An 18,158-nucleotide genomic window follows, 5' to 3' on the forward strand; every position below is an offset into this window, starting at 1 on the left:
TTATGGCGATCGGCGAATCCGGCTCGTCCGCGACGGGCCCAAGCTCCTCACCGCGGCGCCTGGGTGCCGCATTCCTTGGTTTGCTGCACAGCCATGTCGAACTGTTCGGCATCGAATTGCAGGAACAAAAAGCCCGCACCGTCAGCCTGTTGCTGTTCGCAGGCCTGGCGCTGGTGTTTGCCTTGCTATTGCTGGTGGGTTTGTCGACGCTGGTGCTGATCCTGTTCTGGGACACCTATCGCCTGCCCGCCATCATCGGGCTTTGCGTCTTCTACACTCTCGCCTGCATCTTCTGCGGGATGCGCCTGAGAGCGGCGATTTTCGATGAGTCCTCGCCCTTCCATGGCACCCTGGAAGAACTGGCCAATGATCGGGAGCGCCTGCTGCCATGAGCCTGCCTGTATTGCCCAACAACAGTTCGCGCGCGGAAATGCGCAAGGCGTTGATTCGCCTGCGCATGGAAATGCATCGCCAGGAAATTCGCCAGGAATCCACGCAGTTGCTGCAACCCTTGCACCGGGTGCGCGGAATGACGCAAAACCTGCATGACGGTTTCGGCATCAAGCATGCTCCGCTCTGGGGCATGGCAGCCGTGACACTGCTGGGTTTTCTAACCGGCAAAGGTGCCAAAAGTGGCGGCGCGAGCAGCCTGACTCGACTGTTACGCCTCGGCACCACCCTGGGGCCTTTGATCAAATTGGTCATGCAAGGCTCTGCGCCGAAGCACTAAGCCACTATCTGGCTGCATTCTTGCAACATCAGCGGTATGAACCTCTTTATCGAGAGGTTCATACTTGCGCGCCTATCCGGTCAACAGGCTTCATTCAAAAACAAGATCTACTAAGGAGGCTTCGTGATCGACGGGCAACCGCTCGCCTGCTTTCAGCCGTTCATCGATACCGCCACCGGCCGTATCGCGGGCGTCGAGGCATTGGGCCGACTGCGTCAGGCCGACGGGCAACTGATCTCCGTAGGACCGCTGTTTGCCGACCCGAGAACACCTGCCATCGCCCTGCGTCGGCTGGATCGGCAAATCCGCGACAACGCCCTGAGCCGTTTGCACGAAGCGCCCGCTGACTGGTTTCTCAGCCTGAACATGTCGCCGCGCTGGATCAATCGCCTGCGCCCGGACCAGTCGCTGCCCAGCCTCAAGCAATTGAGCCGGCATGGCGTCGACCCTCGGCGCATTGTTTTCGAGATCACCGAACTGGGCGGCGACATCCATCGACTGGCAGATGTGGTGGCGCGTTATCGGCAAGCGGGAGCGCGCATCGCCATCGATGACTTCGGCGCCGGCTATTCGCAACTCGATCGCGTACTCGCCCTGCAACCGGACATTCTCAAGCTGGATATGCGGCTGTTCCAGGCCGCCGCGTTGGGCGGTCCCAGCAGCGACGTGGTCAAGGCGCTCGCGCAAATGGCGGAAAAAACCGGCTGCTGGATCATTGCCGAAGGGGTGGAGACTGAAGCGCAACTGAATTTCGCCCTGGAATGCGGCTCTCGCTACGTGCAGGGTTTTCTGTTCGCCCGTGCGCAAGTGGACTTCTTTGCCACCGACGCATTTGTCGAGCGCTTCGCCCAGCTGCGTCAGCGCTATGTTCAACAGAAACTGGCCGAACGTGGCCGGCTGATGATCATGCGCCAGCAACTCTGCGAGCTGATGACGATCCTGCAAACCTGGGCCCAGGCGCACGCGCCGCTCAGTGCTTTGCCCCAGCTGGATGCCTTTCCCTGGCTGTTGCGCTTTTATCAGTGTGACCGCCACGGCACGCAACTGACCCCGAACCTGGAATGGCGCAACAACGGCTGGGAAGCCGACGATCGCTACCTCGGGCACAACTGGTCATGGCGCCCGTACTTCTATCACCTCCTGGCCGAGGGCTGGGATGAGCGCCGACTGACGCTTTCCAGCACTTACCGTGATGCCACCAGCAACCAGTACTGCCTCACCGCCGGACAGTTTTTCAACAACGGCGAGCGGCTGCTGCTCATCGATATAGACGCTGCGGGGTTGTAGTTCCGCTTGCAGGCACCGGTGCGAAACGGGAAGCTAGGCGCTCAGTCACCTGACGGAGAGAACCAGCCTTGGATTGGCAAACCCTGCTCACCCGCGAACGCCTCGGAAAGCCGCTGCACAGCCCGGAAGAACTCGGCCGCAGCCCTTTCCACAAAGACCACGACCGCATCATTTTCTCCGGAGCTTTTCGCCGCCTCGGGCGAAAAACCCAGGTCCACCCGGTTTCCAGCAATGATCACATCCACACGCGCCTGACCCACTCGCTGGAAGTCAGTTGCGTCGGCCGCTCGCTGGGCATGCGCGTCGGCGAAACCATCCGCGGCGCCCTGCCCGACTGGTGCGAACCCAGCGACCTCGGCATGGTGGTGCAATCGGCTTGCCTGGCTCACGACATTGGCAACCCGCCTTTCGGGCACTCCGGCGAAGACGCGATCCGCCACTGGTTCCAGCAAGCCGCCGGCCGTGGCTGGCTGGACGCGATGAGCGAAGTCGAACGCAATGACTTTCTCAATTTCGAAGGCAATGCCCAGGGCTTCCGGGTGCTTACCCAGCTGGAATATCACCAGTTCGATGGCGGCACCCGGCTGACCTACGCCACGCTCGGCACCTATCTGAAGTACCCGTGGACGGCCAAGCACGCCGATTCACTGGGTTACAAGAAACACAAGTTCGGCTGCTACCAGAGTGAACTGCCGCTGCTGGAGCAGATCGCCCATAAGCTCGGCCTGCCGCAACTGGAAGAACAACGCTGGGCGCGTCATCCGCTGGTGTACCTGATGGAGGCCGCCGATGACATCTGCTACGCGCTGATCGATCTCGAAGATGGCCTGGAAATGGAGCTGCTGGAGTACGCCGAAGTCGAGTCGCTGTTGCTCGACCTGGTGGGCGACGACCTGCCGGAAACCTATCGTCAGCTTGGCCCGCTGGATTCGCGACGACGCAAACTGGCAATTCTGCGCGGCAAAGCCATCGAGCACCTGACCAACGCCGCGGCCCGCGCTTTTGTCGAGCAACAGGATGCGTTGCTGGCCGGCACACTGCCAGGAGACCTGGTGGAACACATGCACGGCCCCGCCAAGCGCTGCGTACTGAATGCCAAAGACATGGCGCGTAAAAAAATCTTCCAGGACAAGCGCAAGACCCTGCATGAAATCGGCGCCTACACCACTCTGGAAATCCTCCTGAACGCCTTCTGCGGCGCTGCGCTGGAACAGCACAACGGTCGCACGCCCTCCTTCAAGAGCCGTCGCGTCCTCGATCTGCTGGGCAACAGCGCGCCAGATCCCCACGGTCCGCTACACACCTCGTTCCTGCGCATGATTGACTTCATCGCGGGAATGACCGACAGCTATGCCAGCGAAATGGCGCTGGAGATGACGGGCCGTTCGAGCCGTTGATTGAAACCGGTTGATCAGTCATAAAGCCGTCTGGAATGGCTGATCAGCCCCTTAACGTCCAAGTGCATTCACCGTTCTGCGAATTGCCCTACACCTCCCGCCGAGCAAACTGATCGATTGATGTCCATTATCGCGAAATAATGAGGCGCCCCTCTGTATGAGAGTTGAAGCGTGAGCAATCCCAAGTTAGAAGACGATTTGCGCATCCTGCTGGTGGAGGACCATCCCTTTCAACTAAGGGCGACTCAGTACCTGCTTGAAAGTTACGGTTTCACGCAACTGACCACCTCAGGCAGCGCCCAAGATGCTTTGCAACAAATGCTGACGGCGGTACAACCGTTCGACATTCTGTTGTGCGATCAATGTTTGCCTGACCTCCCGGACTCGATCTGGTCAAGTTCGCCAGTCATCGCGGGATGATTCGAAAGGCAATCCTGTTAAGTAGCCTGACCTGTACAGAACTTGACGGGCTTGAGAAGACCGCGAACGCACATGGATTGCCTCTACTCGGCTATTTAATAAAGCCACTGAAACAATCGGAATTCAGAAAACTATTGAACTCCATTCAAATATAAAAACACCCCTTTATATAACTCACTTAAATACAACTAGACATTTCTTAATTAAGACGCTCAAACACCGATTATCGCCCCAACAAGTTTTGCCATCCTCATGCAAACCTAGTTGATTCGTAGTCCCATTCTTTTTCCCTTGTAGGACTATTCCTATATTGCTGCTTGGAGTCCGTCAGTTCATGCGGCCCATCAACTATCTGAGCTAAGGTGCGCGCTTTATTTAAGCTCGCATGGGATTTGATTATGAACTCCGTTTTTATTGTCGACGATCACCCTGTCATCCGCCTGGCCGTCCGAATGCTGCTGGAGCACGAAGGCTACAAAGTTGTCGGCGAATCCGATAATGGGGTTGATGCCATGCAAATGGTTCGTGAATGCATGCCTGACCTGGTCATTCTCGATATCAGCATTCCAAAACTGGACGGTCTCGAAGTTCTCGCGCGCTTCAACGCAATGAGTACGCCGCTAAAAACACTGGTACTAACGGCACAATGTCCGACCCTGTTCGGTATTCGCTGCATGCAGTCCGGGGCCTCAGGCTATGTCTGCAAACAGGAAGACCTGAGTGAACTGGTCAGCGCCATCAAAGCCGTATTGTCGGGTTACAACTACTTCCCCAGCCAGGCCTTGAATCCTGTTCGTGGTGATGACGTGCGTTACGCCGAGCTGGAGCTGTTCAAGTCCGTCAACGATAGAGAGCTGATGGTGTTGCAACTGTTCGCTCAAGGCCGTACCAACAAGGAAATTGCCAAAGGCATGTTCCTGAGCAACAAGACAGTCAGCACCTACAAAAAACGGCTCATGCAGAAGCTCAAGGCCAAGTCTCTGGTTGAACTTATCGAAATGGCAAAACGTAACGCACTGGTGTGAGCCAAAGGATGCCGCGTCGCATAAGGGACTATCTGATATTCATCGCTGCAGGCTTATGCCTGAGCACATCGGTGCCTGCTGCGCACATTGCCAGCGACCCCTTCACTTTGCTCAGTCGCTCGACGATCAGGCACCTGGACGTTCAACTGGACGCCTCTCAGCGGCAATGGCTCGCAAGTAAACGCGAACTGATCCTCGGCACGTCGGCCCCGGACTATCCCCCTTTCGACCTGACAGTCAGCGGCAAGGACTACGAAGGTTTCACCGCCGACTACGCTGGCATCCTCGGCCAGACCCTCGGTTTGCCGGTCAAGGTCCAGCGCTTCGCCTCCCGCGGGGCGGCGATCAAGGCACTGGAAAAAGGCGAGGTTGATCTGCTCGGCACTGCCAACGGGTTCGAGGCTCACAACGCCGACATCATGCTGTCTGCACCTTACGCCGTGGATCAACCGGTACTGGTAACGCGGGAAGGAGAAACCCGGTCCCTGACCGATGGGCTTGCCGGCTTGCGCCTCAGCATGGTGTATCACTACCTGCCACTGGAGGAAGTCAGGGCCCTGTACCCCAAGGCAATCATTACTTCCTATCCGTCCTACCAGAACGCGATCAATGCCGTGGCATTCGACCAGGCCGACGTCTTCCTCGGCGACACCATCTCCACCCACTACATGATCAACAAGGGTTACCTGAACAACATCCGCATGGCCAACTTCGGCAAACACGAAGCCCACGGATTCAGCTTCGCCGTGCACAAGCAGAACCCGGAATTGCTCGGGATCATCAACGCTATGCTCATGGCCATTCCCGCCACCGAACGGCAAAACATCGCCGAGCACTGGAGTGCAGGCAGCGACATTCTGCTCACCGACCAGAAGCTACAACTCACCGACCCTGAGGAACACTGGCTGGCACAACACCCGGTGGTGCGCGTGGTGGTCAACGAGGCCTTTGCGCCAATGACTTTTTTTGACAGCGATGGCAATTTTCGCGGGGTGACAGCAGACCTCCTCGAACTCATCAGGTTGCGCACCGGCCTGCGCTTCGACATCCGTCGCAGCCGCAGCAATGACGACATGATCGAGCAGATCAAGGACAACAAAGCCGACGTGATCGCCGCCCTGGTCCCCAGCGACGAACGGGAAACACTGCTGAACTTCACCCGTCCCTACCTGCAAAACTCCTTCGTGCTGGTGACGCGCAAAGCCGCCGACAGCCCCGCCAACCTTGAGCAGTTGGAGGGCAAGCGCCTGACAATTGCCCAAGGCAGCCCGCTGGTGGATTACCTGCGCCGCGAGTTCCCGCGGATCAAGCTGATCGAAACACCGGATGCGTTCAGCGCCGTGGAGTTGCTCGCCGAAGGCAAGGCTGACGGCGCAGTGAGTTCACTGGTGATCGCCAACTACTTCATTTCATCGCGATTCTTCGAACGCACCCTGCAGATTCGCACCACCATCGGCACCCGCCAGGCTGCATTTTCCCTGGCGACCGGGCACGACGCCAAAGAGCTGAATGCCATCCTCAACAAAGCCCTGTTGAGCATCGCTCCGGAAGAACTGGGCATCATCAACAGCCGCTGGCGCGGCTATTCAGCGTCCTCGCAAAGCACCTGGCGCAACTACCAGCGCCTGTTCTACCAGATTGTGATCGGGGCCGGCGTGTTGCTGCTCCTGTCCGCGGCCTGGAATGCCTACATGCGTCGCCAGATCAAACAGCGCCAGGCGGCCGAGCGCGCACTGAACGATCAATTGACCGAGCGGCGACAACTGTTCGAAGAGCTGCGCTGTGCGAAGGAGCGCGCCGATGAAGCCAACCGCGCCAAAAGCACATTCCTGGCAACCATGAGCCATGAGATCCGCACACCGATGAATGCGGTCATCGGCATGCTCGAACTGACCCTGAAGCGCATCGAAAGCGACCATCCGGACCGTCCGGCCATCGACGTCGCGTACAACTCCGCCAAGGATCTGCTGGAACTGATCGGTGACATCCTCGACATTGCGCGAATTGAGTCCGGGCGCCTGAGCCTCAGCCCGGAGCGGGTGAACCCGAGTGAAATCGTTGCGTCAGTCGTGCGGATCTTCGAGGGGCTGGCGCGGCAAAAAAACCTCGAACTGCTGCTGGAGCTGAACCCGGCCAACCCAGCGATCGACGTCTTGCTGGACCCGATGCGCTTCAAACAGGTGCTGTCGAACCTGGTCAGCAACGCCATCAAATTCACCGAACAGGGCCAGGTCAGTATCACCGTCGAGTTGTTGGCGACGGCGGAACCCGAGCATGTGCGAATGCTTTTGCAGGTTGAGGACAGCGGCATCGGCATCAGCGAACAGGATCAACGCCGGCTGTTCGAGCCTTTTGCCCAGGCCGATGCGACGGGACAATCGGGCAGAGGTGGCGCCGGACTGGGCCTGGTGATCAGCCGAAGCCTGTGCGAAATGATGGGTGGCAGCCTGCGACTGGGCAGTCAGCCGGGCGTCGGCACCCAGGTTCTGGTTTCCCTGCTGCTGCCCACCCTGCCCGTGGAGCAGGTGCCGCCAACTACCGAAACGGTCATCCAGACGACCACTGCCCCCTTGAACATTCTGGTGGTCGATGATCATCCGGCCAATCGCTTGCTGATGTGTCAGCAGTTGGAATTCCTCGGCCACCGCTTCAGTGTCGCCGAAGACGGCGAGGCCGGACTGCAGGCGTGGAAAAACGGGCGGTTCGATCTGGTGATTGTCGACTGCAACATGCCGGTGATGAATGGCTACGAACTCGCCCGCGCCATCCGCGAGGATGAACGGCAATCCCGGAATCCGCGCTGTACCGTCCTGGGTTTTACCGCCAACGCCCAGCCGGAAGAATTACAACGCTGCAGACAGGCGGGGATGGACGATTGCCTGTTCAAGCCACTGCCCCTGACCGCCTTGAGTCAATGGGTGGCCGGCATCAAGCCGACCGAGCGCGATCCCGCCTTCAGCCTGGCAGGGTTGCACTTGTTGACGGGGGGCAATCCAGCCATGGACCTGCGATTGCTGACCGAACTGCTCACCAGCAATCGCCTGGACCGGCAAACGCTGCAAGGGTTATCCCGGTCAGACGACCCGCGGTCATTTCTCGATATCGCCCATAAAATCAAAGGCGCGGCAAGGATTGTCCAGGCCAGCCGCTTGATCGAAAGCTGCGAGGCGCTCGAACAGGCCTGTCGCGAAGTGGTGCGCAGGGACGAAGTGGCGAAATGCAGTAAAGCCCTGGAGCAGGCGATGCTCGATCTGGAGCAAGCGTTGCAGCAACAAATTGCGCAAAACGCCAACAGCAGAATGGCGGAGCCTTAACTATGCTAGATCGCTCAGCAGTGTGTTAAACATCATGGAGACCCAGCTATGCATAGCCCACTGCGCCCGGATCAACGGCGGTTTCCCCTGCACGTGCATATCAGCGTGATGTTCACCCTGCTGTTGCTGCTGACCGGCGTGGTCCTGGGCATTTTCAACTATCGGCAAACCACACAAATCATTCTTTCCAGCAGTGAAAAGCTCTTCGCGCGAATCGAGCAGGACGTCCGGCTGGACCTGCAGGCCACTTATGAGCCCATCCGTCATCTGCTGAGCCTGCTGGTGTCCAACCCGGCGGCGCAGGCGGCCACCCTGGAACAACGCCTGACGTTACTCAAACCCTTCAGCCAGTCGCTCAAGGATAATCCCGACCTCGCTTCGTTGTACGTGGGTTACGACGGCGGTGATTTCTTCATGGTCCGCCCCTTGCGGACCCCCGCCCTGAAGACCCAGCTCAAAGCACCGGAGGCCGCGGCTTATCAGGTGTGGAGCATTGAGCGAGACGGCAGTGACCAGATGCACTCGCAGTCACTATTTTTCGATCAGGACCTGAACCTCATCAGCCGTCAGGACAACCCGAACGACGCCTACGATCCGCGGACACGCGCCTGGTTCTCCAGTGCGCGCCGCGACAGCGATCAGATCACCACCGAGCCCTACCTGTTTTTCTCCACGCATAATGTCGGCACCACGCTGGCTCGCCGCAGCGATGCACACGCCGTCATGGGGGCCGACCTGACCCTGGCCGAACTGTCCGCGACGCTGGCCAAACATGTCGTCACGCCCGGTACCGACATCGTGCTGTTCGATGCCGAGGGCAATGCCATCGCCTACCCCGACAGCAGCAAGCTGATCGTTGACGACCAGACTGTGCGCTTGAGCAAGGCGGCCGACCTGAGCCCCGGCCTCGGCGCGCTGCTCAACAATCCCCCCGCCGGCAATCGGCTGGAGGCCGCAGGTCGCCAATGGATCGTGGCCCGCAGCCATATGACGGAGGGTGGCCCTCAGGGACTGCAACTGGCGCTGCTGGTGCCGGAAGATGAATTGCTCGCCGATGCCTATCGCATGCGTTGGCAAGGTGCTTTGATTACGTTGGCCACATTGCTGTTATGCCTTCCGCTGGGCTGGTTGACCTCGCGAATTCTGGTCAAGCCCTTGCGCACGCTGGTGCAGGAAGCCGATGCCATTCGCAGTTTCAACTTCAACTTACCGGCGTCCCGCCGCTCTCCGGTGCTCGAGGTCGATCAACTGAGCGTATCGATGACCCGCATGAAAGAGACCCTGGCGAGTTTTTTCCAGATCACCGACAGCTTAAGCGCCGAGACCCGCTTCCCTTCCCTGCTGGAGCGGGTGTTGCTGGAGACCGTTAAAATCGGCCAAGCCCAGGCCGGCCTGCTCTACCTGCGGGAAAACGAGGGTGATCGTCTGGAACCCCACGGTCTGGTCATCAACGGCGGCCTCCAGGCTTTGCCGGCCTTCAACGTTCTCGGCCACAAGCCTCAGGATCCACAAAGCCCGGCATGGCTGCTGCAACTGTCGAATCAAGACAACGTGGTCACCAGCCTTGGATTCGAACAAGCGGGAGACTTACAGCAAGTGCTGTCGGCGATGGAATGTCCGCGGGTGCATCTGATTGGTATCCGTCTGCACAATCGCCACAACGAAACCGTGGGCCTGCTGATCCTTCTGCTGGCGGACAGCGGCGATCAGAGTGACCTGGAGAAGCTGCGACCCGACCGCATAGCCTTCCTTCAGGCCGTCTCCGGCGCTGCCGCCGTGACCATTGAAAGTCAGCGCCTGCAAGCCAAACAGAAACAGCTACTGGACGCCTTCATTCAGTTGCTCGCCGGTGCAATTGATGCCAAGAGTCCCTACACCGGCGGCCACTGTCAGCGGGTGCCGGCGCTGACGCTGATGATCGCCCAGGCTGCGGCGGCGAGTCAGGATCCCGCCTTCAGCAGTTATCAGCCCACCGAGGACGAGTGGGAAGCGCTACACATCGCGGCGTGGCTGCACGACTGCGGCAAGGTCACCACCCCGGAATACGTGGTCGATAAAGCCACCAAGCTGGAAACACTGAACGACCGCATTCACGAAATCCGTACCCGTTTCGAAGTGCTCAAGCGCGATGCCTGGATCAGTTATTGGCAGGCCGTCGCCCTCGGTGGTGACGAGCAACATCTGGCGGAACTGCGCAATGCCAGCCTGACGGGGCTGGACGATGATTTCGCGTTTGTTGCCCGCTGCAATCTGGGCGGTGAAGCAATGGCGGAAGCGGATCTGCAGCGCCTGCGCAGCCTGGCGCAACGTACCTGGACCCGAACCCTCGACGACCGCCTGGGGGTTTCCTGGGAAGAGAACCGACGCCAGGCGCGAACACCGGCACCGACTCTTCCAGTCAGCGAAGCATTGCTGGCGGATAAACCCGAGCATTTGCTCGAACACGCCGAGGCCGAACTGATGCCGGGGGACAATCCCTGGGGTTTCAAGCTCGACGTGCCCCGCTACAAATACAACCGTGGCGAGCTCTACAACCTGAGCATCACCCGAGGCACCCTGACCCGCGAAGAGCGTTACATCATCAACCACCACATGGTGCAGACGATCCTGATGCTCAGTCATCTGCCCTTCCCCGGCCACCTCAAAAACGTCGCGGAAATCGCCGGCGGCCACCACGAAAAAATGGACGGCACCGGTTACCCCAAACAGCTGAAGCGCGAAGAGATGAGCCTGCCGGCCCGGATGATGGCGATTGCCGACATTTTCGAAGCGCTGACCGCCGCCGACCGCCCCTACAAGAAAGCCAAGTCGTTGAGTGAAGCACTGGGCATCATGGCCACCATGTGCCGTGACGCCCACATTGACCCGGAGTTGTTCGGCCTGTTCATCAGCGCCGGAATCTACCGGCAGTACGCCGATCGATTCCTCGAACCGCAGCAGATCGACGCGGTGGACCCCGCCGGCCTGCTGATTAAGGCAGGATTGCGGGCGTGATCAGCAGTCGGTCAGGCGCAGGAAAATCGCCGCCAGTTTTTCGATGCCCGCTTGATCATCAGCGGTAAACCGCGCGAGTTTCGGGCTGTCGAGGTCCAGCACGCCAATCAGACGGCCGTCCTTGACCAGTGGCACGACCAGCTCGCTGTTCGACGCGCTGTCGCAGGCGATATGGCCAGGGAAAGCATGTACGTCTTCAACCAATTGTGTTTGCAACGTCGCCGCCGCCGTTCCGCACACGCCACGCCCGAAGGGGATGCGCACGCAGGCGATCTGCCCCTGAAACGGCCCCAATACCAGCTCTTCGTTGCGATTGAGGTAGAAACCGGCCCAATTCAGGTCATCGAGCTGGTTGTACAAAAACGCCGAAAACTGCGCAGCGTTGGCGATGAAATCACGCTCGTCCGCCAGCAACGATTCCAGTTGCGCGTGCAGCATGCCGTAGCCTTCGAGGCCCTGGCCGCTCTGTTGTAAATCGATCATGCCTTGTGCTCCAGCAGCTTCAGCCCAACCCAATAGCGGGCAAATTGATAGGCGCAACGCCCATTGCGATTACCGCGGCCAGTGGCCCAGCGCACCGCGAGGATGTCCAGTTCTTCATCACGCTGCCATTTGAGGCCGGCCTTGTCGGCCAACTGACCGACCCAGTGCTCGACCACGTTGAGGAAATGCTCCTGGGTAAACGGATAGAACGACAGCCACAGGCCGAAACGGTCCGACAGCGCGATCTTGTCTTCCACGGCCTCGCTGGGGTGCAGTTCGCCGTCGACCCGTTTCCAGTTTTCGTTATCGCTTTCCTTCTCCGGCACCAGATGGCGGCGGTTGGAGGTGGCGTACAGCAAAACGTTATCCGGCGCCTGCTCAAGGGAGCCATCCAGCACGCTCTTGAGCACACGGTAGTCGCCTTCGCCTGACTCGAACGACAGGTCATCGCAGAACAGTACGAAACGCTGGGGCAGCTTGGCGATCTGTTCGACCACCCGCGGCAAATCCGCCAGGTGATCGCGTTCGATCTCGATCAGCCGCAGGCCGGCTTTCGCATGCTCGGCCAGCAAGGCGCGCACCAGCGACGATTTACCGGTGCCGCGGGATCCCCAGAGCAACGCATGGTTGGCGGGCATGCCGTCGATGAATTGTTGGGTATTGCGCCCCAACTGCTCCAGTTGCCGGTCGACGCCGATCAGGTCGGACAAGCGCATGTCGAGGCTGACTTCCAGCGGCAACAGAAACCCGCTGCGGCCTTCGCGTTGCCAACGGGCAGCCAGGCATTGCGTCCAGTCGATGGCCTGCCGAGGTGCGGGCAGCAGCGGTTCGATACGGGCCAGAACGGCATCGGCGCGCTCAAGAAAAGCATTCAATCGGGAATCCACGTCTTCTCCTCGGACACATTCACAGTAATGATGGCGCTACAGCGACGAAACTGGGCGTTCGGTACCTGGGTCATCCCTTGTTGCACAAGGGCTGGCGAGAACATCGGTATCCACCCATGATCGACTATGCTTGAGCAGCGAAGGGAAACGGAAGTGGTTCGACACCCCATGGATATCAAGTTCACCAACCGGCTGTCCTACAAGCAAGCCCGGCTTACCGTGCTGGTCGGTTTTATTCTGGGCACGCTGCTCAGCCTGCTGCAAATAGGCATCGATTATGCCAGCGAAGACGCCTCCATCAACCGGGAAATCCAGTCTCTACTGGAAATCAGCCATAACCCTGCCTCCCGCATTGCCTACAACATCGACGCCGAACTCGCCCAGGAACTGACACTCGGCCTGCTGCGCTCGCCGGCGATTATCGGCGCACAACTGACCGACAACAACGGTTCGGTGCTGGCCAGCGTCAAGCGCCCCGGCATGCAGAGCGGCTACCGGTTCATCAGCGACTTCCTGTTCGGCGCCGAACGGGCGTTCGAAGACCGTTTGTATCTGGATCACCTGCCGAATGAATCCCTTGGCACCTTGCGGCTGGACGTCGACACCTACTCCTTCGGCAGCCGCTTCCTGAGACGGGCCGAAGTCACCCTGCTCAACGGCTTCGCCCGCAGCCTGATCCTGACCGGCATCCTGTTGGCGCTGTTCTACGTGATGCTGACCAAACCCTTGGTGCGCGTCATTCGCGAACTCAGCAGCCGAGATCCACGCAGCGTCGAACCCACCTGGCTGGAATACCCGGCCGGCCATGAGAACGATGAAATAGGGGTGCTGGTCAAGGTGGCGAACCAGCAGTTCGAAAACATCGCCACCGAAATCCAGCAGCGGCGCAACGCCGAAAACCGCCTGACCGATTACCTCGGGCAACTGGAAAACATCGTTTCGGCGCGCACGGCCGAACTCAAGGCAATCAACACCCGACTCAGCCAGTCCAACCAGGAACTGGAAGTCGCGCGCAGCACTGCCCTGGACATGGCCGAAGCGCGCTCGGCCTTTCTCGCCAACATGAGCCACGAAATCCGCACGCCGCTCAATGGCTTGCTGGGGATGATCGCGCTGTCTCTCGACGGCCCGCTCAACGCCGAGCAACAGCAACAGCTCTCCATCGCCCACGACTCGGGCAAAGTGCTGGTGGAATTGCTCAACGATATTCTCGACCTGTCGAAATTCGATGCCGGCCAGCTCGAACTCGAACACATTCCGTTCGACCTCGGCTCACTGGTCGAGGACACCGCCAACCTGCTGTCACAGAACGCCGCCCCCAGCGTCGAACTGACGTGCCTGATCGACCCGGCCTTTCCGGCCCTGGTGCTCGGCGATCCGACGCGCGTGCGGCAGATCGTCAGCAACCTGTTGTCCAACGCGCTCAAATTCACTCGATTTGGTCGGGTCGATGTGCGGCTGTCGACATTTCAGGACGGCGTCAGAATCGAAGTCTGCGACACCGGCATCGGTATAGCCCAGGACGCCCAGGTCAAGATTTTCCAGCCCTTTACCCAGGCCGGCGCCGGCATTACCCGGCAATTCGGCGGCACCGGACTGGGGCTGGCGCTGACCTACAACCTCTGCGAAGCCATGCAGGGGCGCCTCACCATCAGCTCGGAAGCAGGTTTCGGCAGTCAGTTCCGCGCCGATCTGCCGCTGCCGTGCCACACGCGCGCACTGCTCCCGGCGACGTTGTGCGGCAAGGTCATCGCGATCACCGCGGCCAGCAGTGGCCTGGCTGAATTGTTGAAGAGTCTGTTGCCGGGCTGGGGACTGGATTATCAGCAGCGCTCGATCGATGAGTCGCTGATCGGCCTGAAGCCTGACATGGTGATCACCGATTGCCCCGAATGCCTGTTCGGCCTGCGGCCCAACTGCAGCGCGCCGATTCTACTGGTGACCGCCTATGGCAGTTTCATGCCCAGCGAAGAGGCCATCGCCCTGGCGCCACTGCAACAGCAGGCACGCCCTCTGGCGCGAAATGCGCTGTATCAAACCTTGCGGCGAATCCTGCAACCGGAAATCAACACCCTCAACGACGCCCGGCTCGAGGCCCTTTCACCCCAGCGGCGTGGGCGGGTGCTGCTGGTTGAGGACAATCCGGTGAATCAGTTGGTGGCCAAGGGCATGCTGGGAAAACTCGGCTGCGAGGTGATTGTCGCGGCCCACGGCGGCGAAGCGCTGGATCAATTGGAACACAGTGAGTTCGACCTGGTACTGATGGACTGCAACATGCCGGTGATGGACGGCTACGAAGCCAGTCGGCAAATCCGTCGCAGCGGGCGCTGGCCGCAATTGCCCATCGTCGCACTGACCGCCAACGCCATGTCCGAAGAGCGCGAACGTTGCCGTGCGGCGGGCATGAGCGATTACCTGGCCAAACCGTTCCGACGGGAAGAACTGGCCGCGCTGCTGGACGTGTGGATGCCGGCTACGACAGTGCCTTGATTTGTCCCAGCAGGTGATCGAGGCCGTCACGCAGGTCGTTGAGCTGATTCAGATCGACGCCGCTGTCGCACAACAGCCGGGCCTTGAGCGGCCCGACCTGGTCGCGCAATGCCTTGCCGGTGGGCGACAGACTCAGGTGCACTTCACGCTCATCCCGCGCCGAACGCTGACGCTGCACCAGTTGCAATTGCTCCAGTCGCTTCAGCAACGGCGTCAAGGTGCCGGAGTCCAGCGCCAGGCGCTCGCCCAAGGCCTTGACCGTCGGTTGCTCCGGCGCCGCGTCCTGCCATTCCCACAACACCAGCATCGCCAGGTATTGCGGGTACGTCAGGCCGAGCTGGTCGAGCATTGGCTTGTAGGCGCGGATCACCGCCCGCGATGCAGCGTACAGCTTGAAGCACAGCTGGCTGTCCAGTTTCAGGGAATCGACGGACAAGGTGTTCATTTCAGCAGGGCTTCGATCTCGCGGCTCAGGTCTTGCGGTTTCGTCGCAGGAGCGAAGCGCTTGACCAACTGGCCGTCCTTGCCGATCAGGAACTTGGTGAAGTTCCACTTGATGCCCTGGGAACCCAGCACGCCCGGTGCACGCTTTTTCAACTGCACGAACAACGGATGGGCACCGGCGCCATTGACGTCGATCTTCTTGAACAGCGGGAAGCTGACGCCATAGTTCAGCTCGCAGAACTCGGAAATCGCCCCTTCATTGCCCGGCTCTTGTTTGCCGAACTGGTTGCAGGGAAAACCGAGCACCACCAGGCCTTGGTCCTTGTAGGTCTGCCACAGTTCTTCAAGGCCCTTGTATTGCGGGGTGAAACCACACTTGCTGGCGGTGTTGACCACCAGCACGGCTTTGCCGGCGAAATCAGCCAGGGTCTTTTGCTCGCCCTTGATGGTGGTGCAAGGGATGCTCAGCAGGTTATCGCTCATGGTTCGATCTCAACGTGAGGGTGGCTATACAAAATAGAGTGCAATTGAATTGCGTGCAATTTAAATTGCGAAAGACACCCCTCCGTAGGAGCACGGCTTGCCGGCGAGAACATCCTGGAGGTCGCTTTCGCTGGCAAGCCGTGCGCCTACAGAGGTCGCATTACGCGCGCGGCACCAGGTCCAGGCACACCGAATTGATGCAATAGCGCAGGCCAGTCGGCGGCGGACCGTCCGGGAACACGTGGCCCAGGTGCGCGTCGCACTTGGCGCAGACCACTTCCGTCCGGATCATGCCGTGGCTGACGTCACGGATTTCGACCATGGCGCTTTCGCCGATCGGGGCATAGAAGCTCGGCCAGCCGCAGCCGGAATCAAATTTGGTCTTCGAGTCAAACAACGGCTCGTTGCAGCAGATGCAGTGGTAGGCACCGTCGACCTTGCTGTCGTTGTATTTACCGGAAAACGGCCGTTCGGTGCCCTTGAGGCGGCAAACGTTGTACTGCTCCGGATCGAGCATCGCGCGCCATTCTTCCAGGGTTTTTTCCAACTTTTCCATCATCACACCTCAGCAGCTGAAAAAGCCCGATCTGTACCTTTTCCACGGATCGGGCGGCACGTATGATTGCGCCTCGTCAAACGCCAGTCTGGCAGCCAGACCACGCGCATTCAAACGGATTTATGGGTGCCGCATCTCAAGGCGTCAGGCCTGTGTGAATACGCAGGATTCCCAGTACGGTAGGTCAATCGCCGCCTGGATCGTTCATTTTCGGGAACACATCGCCATGCAGGTCAGCAAATCGAACAAGCTCGCCAACGTCTGCTACGACATTCGCGGCCCGGTGCTCAAGCACGCCAAACGCCTGGAAGAGGAAGGCCATCGCATCCTCAAGCTGAACATCGGCAACCCGGCGCCCTTTGGTTTCGAAGCGCCGGATGAAATCCTCCAGGACGTCATCCGCAACCTGCCAACGGCCCAAGGCTATAGCGACTCCAAAGGTTTGTTCAGCGCGCGAAAAGCCGTCATGCAGTATTACCAGCAAAAGCAGGTAGAAGGCGTCGGCATTGAAGACATTTACCTGGGTAACGGCGTCTCCGAGCTGATCGTGATGTCGATGCAGGCCCTGCTCAACAATGGCGACGAAGTGCTGGTGCCGGCCCCCGACTATCCACTGTGGACCGCCGCGGTGAGCCTCTCGGGTGGCAATCCGGTGCATTACCTGTGCGACGAGCAGGCCAACTGGTGGCCGGACCTGGCCGACATCAAGGCCAAGATCACCCCGAACACCAAAGCGCTGGTGATCATCAACCCGAACAACCCGACGGGTGCGGTGTATTCGAAAGAAGTGTTGCTGGGCATGCTGGAACTGGCCCGTCAGCACAACCTCGTGGTTTTTTCCGACGAGATCTACGACAAGATTCTGTACGACGATGCCGTACACATTTGCACCGCCTCGCTGGCGCCGGACTTGCTTTGCCTGACCTTCAACGGCCTGTCCAAGTCCTATCGCGTGGCCGGTTTCCGTTCCGGCTGGATCGCCATTTCCGGTCCGAAACAGCACGCGCAAAGCTACATCGAAGGCATCGACATGCTGGCCAACATGCGCCTGTGTGCCAACGTGCCGAGCCAGCACGCGATCCAGACCGCCCTCGGCGGCTACCAGAGCATCAATGACCTGGTGCTGCCGCAAGGTCGCCTGCTGGAGCAGCGCAACCGCACCTGGGAACTGCTCAACGACATTCCCGGCGTCAGCTGCGTCAAGCCGATGGGTGCGCTGTATGCATTCCCGCGCATCGACCCGAAAGTCTGCCCGATCCATAACGACGAGAAATTCGTGCTCGATCTGCTGCTCTCGGAAAAGCTGCTGGTGGTGCAAGGCACGGCCTTCAACTGGCCATGGCCAGACCACTTCCGCGTGGTGACCCTGCCTCGCGTCGATGACCTGGACATGGCCATCGGCCGCATCGGCAACTTCCTCAAGTCCTATCGTCAGTAAGCGGCCTGCCTGCGTGCGACTTTTTCCGCAAAGTCGCACGAGGATTAATTCAGCAACACATCTTTGTGCCCTGCCCTCTTTTGCGGTTTCTGTCACTGACCGAAGACACGTTATCGGCTCGCGTCTAACAGCGGCGGGGCCGGCAACGCGAATGGCCTGACAAACATGTCGCCCTGTCGCCGTCAGAAATGCCCTGCAAGCGGCTAGACT

The 18,158-nt window shown here is 59.7% G+C and carries 14 protein-coding genes and 1 pseudogene; 10 read left to right on the forward strand and 5 right to left on the reverse strand.

Features of this window, described 5'->3' with window-relative positions:
* The first annotated feature begins 2 nt into the window (after positions 1–2).
* The 8 genes and pseudogenes from NTD84_RS01065 (at position 3) to NTD84_RS01100 (ending at position 11,167) form a co-directional block, all read left to right on the forward strand.
* Complete coding sequence (locus NTD84_RS01065; protein ID WP_214377568.1) at positions 3–392, forward strand: phage holin family protein; 390 nt, start codon at positions 3–5, stop codon at positions 390–392.
* The gene (locus NTD84_RS01070; protein WP_262162877.1) at positions 389–730 is read left to right on the forward strand and encodes a hypothetical protein; all 342 of its coding nucleotides are present in this window, start codon (positions 389–391) and stop codon (positions 728–730) included. The genes NTD84_RS01065 and NTD84_RS01070 overlap by 4 nt, the downstream gene beginning before the upstream one ends.
* Before the next feature lie 123 nt (positions 731–853).
* On the forward strand, positions 854–2,017 hold the full coding sequence (locus NTD84_RS01075) for an EAL domain-containing protein (RefSeq protein ID WP_262162878.1): 1,164 nt from the start codon (positions 854–856) through the stop codon (positions 2,015–2,017).
* 68 nt (positions 2,018–2,085) lie between these two features.
* On the forward strand, positions 2,086–3,414 hold the full coding sequence (locus NTD84_RS01080; RefSeq protein WP_262162879.1) for a deoxyguanosinetriphosphate triphosphohydrolase: 1,329 nt from the start codon (positions 2,086–2,088) through the stop codon (positions 3,412–3,414).
* 171 nt (positions 3,415–3,585) lie between these two features.
* Positions 3,586–3,989 (forward strand): annotated as a pseudogene (locus NTD84_RS01085) (response regulator).
* Between the two features lie 243 nt (positions 3,990–4,232).
* Positions 4,233–4,859 carry a response regulator transcription factor gene (locus tag NTD84_RS01090; protein ID WP_253430281.1) on the forward strand — a complete coding sequence of 209 codons (627 nt, stop codon included), beginning with the start codon at positions 4,233–4,235 and terminating at the stop codon, positions 4,857–4,859.
* 8 nt (positions 4,860–4,867) lie between these two features.
* The gene (locus NTD84_RS01095) at positions 4,868–8,173 is read left to right on the forward strand and encodes a transporter substrate-binding domain-containing protein (RefSeq protein WP_262162881.1); all 3,306 of its coding nucleotides are present in this window, start codon (positions 4,868–4,870) and stop codon (positions 8,171–8,173) included.
* Positions 8,174–8,221: 48 nt separating this feature from the next.
* Positions 8,222–11,167 carry an HD domain-containing phosphohydrolase gene (locus NTD84_RS01100; RefSeq protein WP_262162882.1) on the forward strand — a complete coding sequence of 982 codons (2,946 nt, stop codon included), beginning with the start codon at positions 8,222–8,224 and terminating at the stop codon, positions 11,165–11,167.
* On the opposite strand, the gene NTD84_RS01105 is transcribed toward NTD84_RS01100, so the two are convergent.
* Positions 11,168–11,650, reverse strand: coding sequence for a GAF domain-containing protein (locus NTD84_RS01105; RefSeq protein ID WP_017337388.1), 483 nt, complete (start codon positions 11,648–11,650; stop codon positions 11,168–11,170). It abuts the gene before it with no gap.
* On the reverse strand, positions 11,647–12,537 hold the full coding sequence (locus tag NTD84_RS01110; RefSeq protein ID WP_262162883.1) for an ATP-binding protein: 891 nt from the start codon (positions 12,535–12,537) through the stop codon (positions 11,647–11,649). The genes NTD84_RS01105 and NTD84_RS01110 overlap by 4 nt, the downstream gene beginning before the upstream one ends.
* A gap of 168 nt (positions 12,538–12,705) precedes the next feature.
* Here NTD84_RS01110 and NTD84_RS01115 point away from each other — a divergent pair, with 168 nt between their 5' ends.
* The gene (locus NTD84_RS01115; protein ID WP_262162884.1) at positions 12,706–15,027 is read left to right on the forward strand and encodes a response regulator; all 2,322 of its coding nucleotides are present in this window, start codon (positions 12,706–12,708) and stop codon (positions 15,025–15,027) included.
* Here the strand turns inward: NTD84_RS01115 and NTD84_RS01120 are convergent.
* The 3 genes from NTD84_RS01120 to msrB form a co-directional block, all read right to left on the reverse strand.
* Entirely contained in the window at positions 15,011–15,472 is a 462-nt protein-coding gene (locus tag NTD84_RS01120; protein ID WP_262162886.1) for a MarR family winged helix-turn-helix transcriptional regulator, read from the reverse strand. The genes NTD84_RS01115 and NTD84_RS01120 overlap by 17 nt on opposite strands.
* Positions 15,469–15,954: a glutathione peroxidase gene (locus NTD84_RS01125; RefSeq protein WP_047527203.1), complete on the reverse strand. Its 486-nt coding sequence runs from the start codon at positions 15,952–15,954 to the stop codon at positions 15,469–15,471. The genes NTD84_RS01120 and NTD84_RS01125 overlap by 4 nt, the downstream gene beginning before the upstream one ends.
* A gap of 160 nt (positions 15,955–16,114) precedes the next feature.
* Positions 16,115–16,510: a peptide-methionine (R)-S-oxide reductase MsrB gene (gene msrB / locus NTD84_RS01130; protein ID WP_262162891.1), complete on the reverse strand. Its 396-nt coding sequence runs from the start codon at positions 16,508–16,510 to the stop codon at positions 16,115–16,117.
* 226 nt (positions 16,511–16,736) lie between these two features.
* On the opposite strand from msrB, the gene NTD84_RS01135 reads away from it, so the two are divergent.
* Complete coding sequence (locus NTD84_RS01135; RefSeq protein ID WP_034151309.1) at positions 16,737–17,948, forward strand: pyridoxal phosphate-dependent aminotransferase; 1,212 nt, start codon at positions 16,737–16,739, stop codon at positions 17,946–17,948.
* The last annotated feature ends 210 nt before the right edge of the window (positions 17,949–18,158 follow it).

This window comes from Pseudomonas sp. 14P_8.1_Bac3 (genome assembly GCF_025466085.1).
Lineage (GTDB): Bacteria > Pseudomonadota > Gammaproteobacteria > Pseudomonadales > Pseudomonadaceae > Aquipseudomonas.

Bases quoted from the DNA above. Each gene is read 5' to 3' on its own strand.
- NTD84_RS01115 (WP_262162884.1), top strand. From the start codon at position 12,706: ATGGATATCAAGTTCACCAACCGGCTGTCCTACAAGCAAGCCCGGCTT.
- NTD84_RS01090 (WP_253430281.1), top strand. From the start codon at position 4,233: ATGAACTCCGTTTTTATTGTCGACGATCACCCTGTCATCCGCCTGGCC.
- NTD84_RS01100 (WP_262162882.1), top strand. From the start codon at position 8,222: ATGCATAGCCCACTGCGCCCGGATCAACGGCGGTTTCCCCTGCACGTG.
- NTD84_RS01125 (WP_047527203.1), bottom strand. From the start codon at position 15,954: ATGAGCGATAACCTGCTGAGCATCCCTTGCACCACCATCAAGGGCGAG.
- NTD84_RS01120 (WP_262162886.1), bottom strand. From the start codon at position 15,472: ATGAACACCTTGTCCGTCGATTCCCTGAAACTGGACAGCCAGCTGTGC.
- NTD84_RS01065 (WP_214377568.1), top strand. From the start codon at position 3: ATGGCGATCGGCGAATCCGGCTCGTCCGCGACGGGCCCAAGCTCCTCA.
- NTD84_RS01095 (WP_262162881.1), top strand. From the start codon at position 4,868: ATGCCGCGTCGCATAAGGGACTATCTGATATTCATCGCTGCAGGCTTA.
- msrB (WP_262162891.1), bottom strand. From the start codon at position 16,510: ATGGAAAAGTTGGAAAAAACCCTGGAAGAATGGCGCGCGATGCTCGAT.
- NTD84_RS01105 (WP_017337388.1), bottom strand. From the start codon at position 11,650: ATGATCGATTTACAACAGAGCGGCCAGGGCCTCGAAGGCTACGGCATG.
- NTD84_RS01070 (WP_262162877.1), top strand. From the start codon at position 389: ATGAGCCTGCCTGTATTGCCCAACAACAGTTCGCGCGCGGAAATGCGC.
- NTD84_RS01135 (WP_034151309.1), top strand. From the start codon at position 16,737: ATGCAGGTCAGCAAATCGAACAAGCTCGCCAACGTCTGCTACGACATT.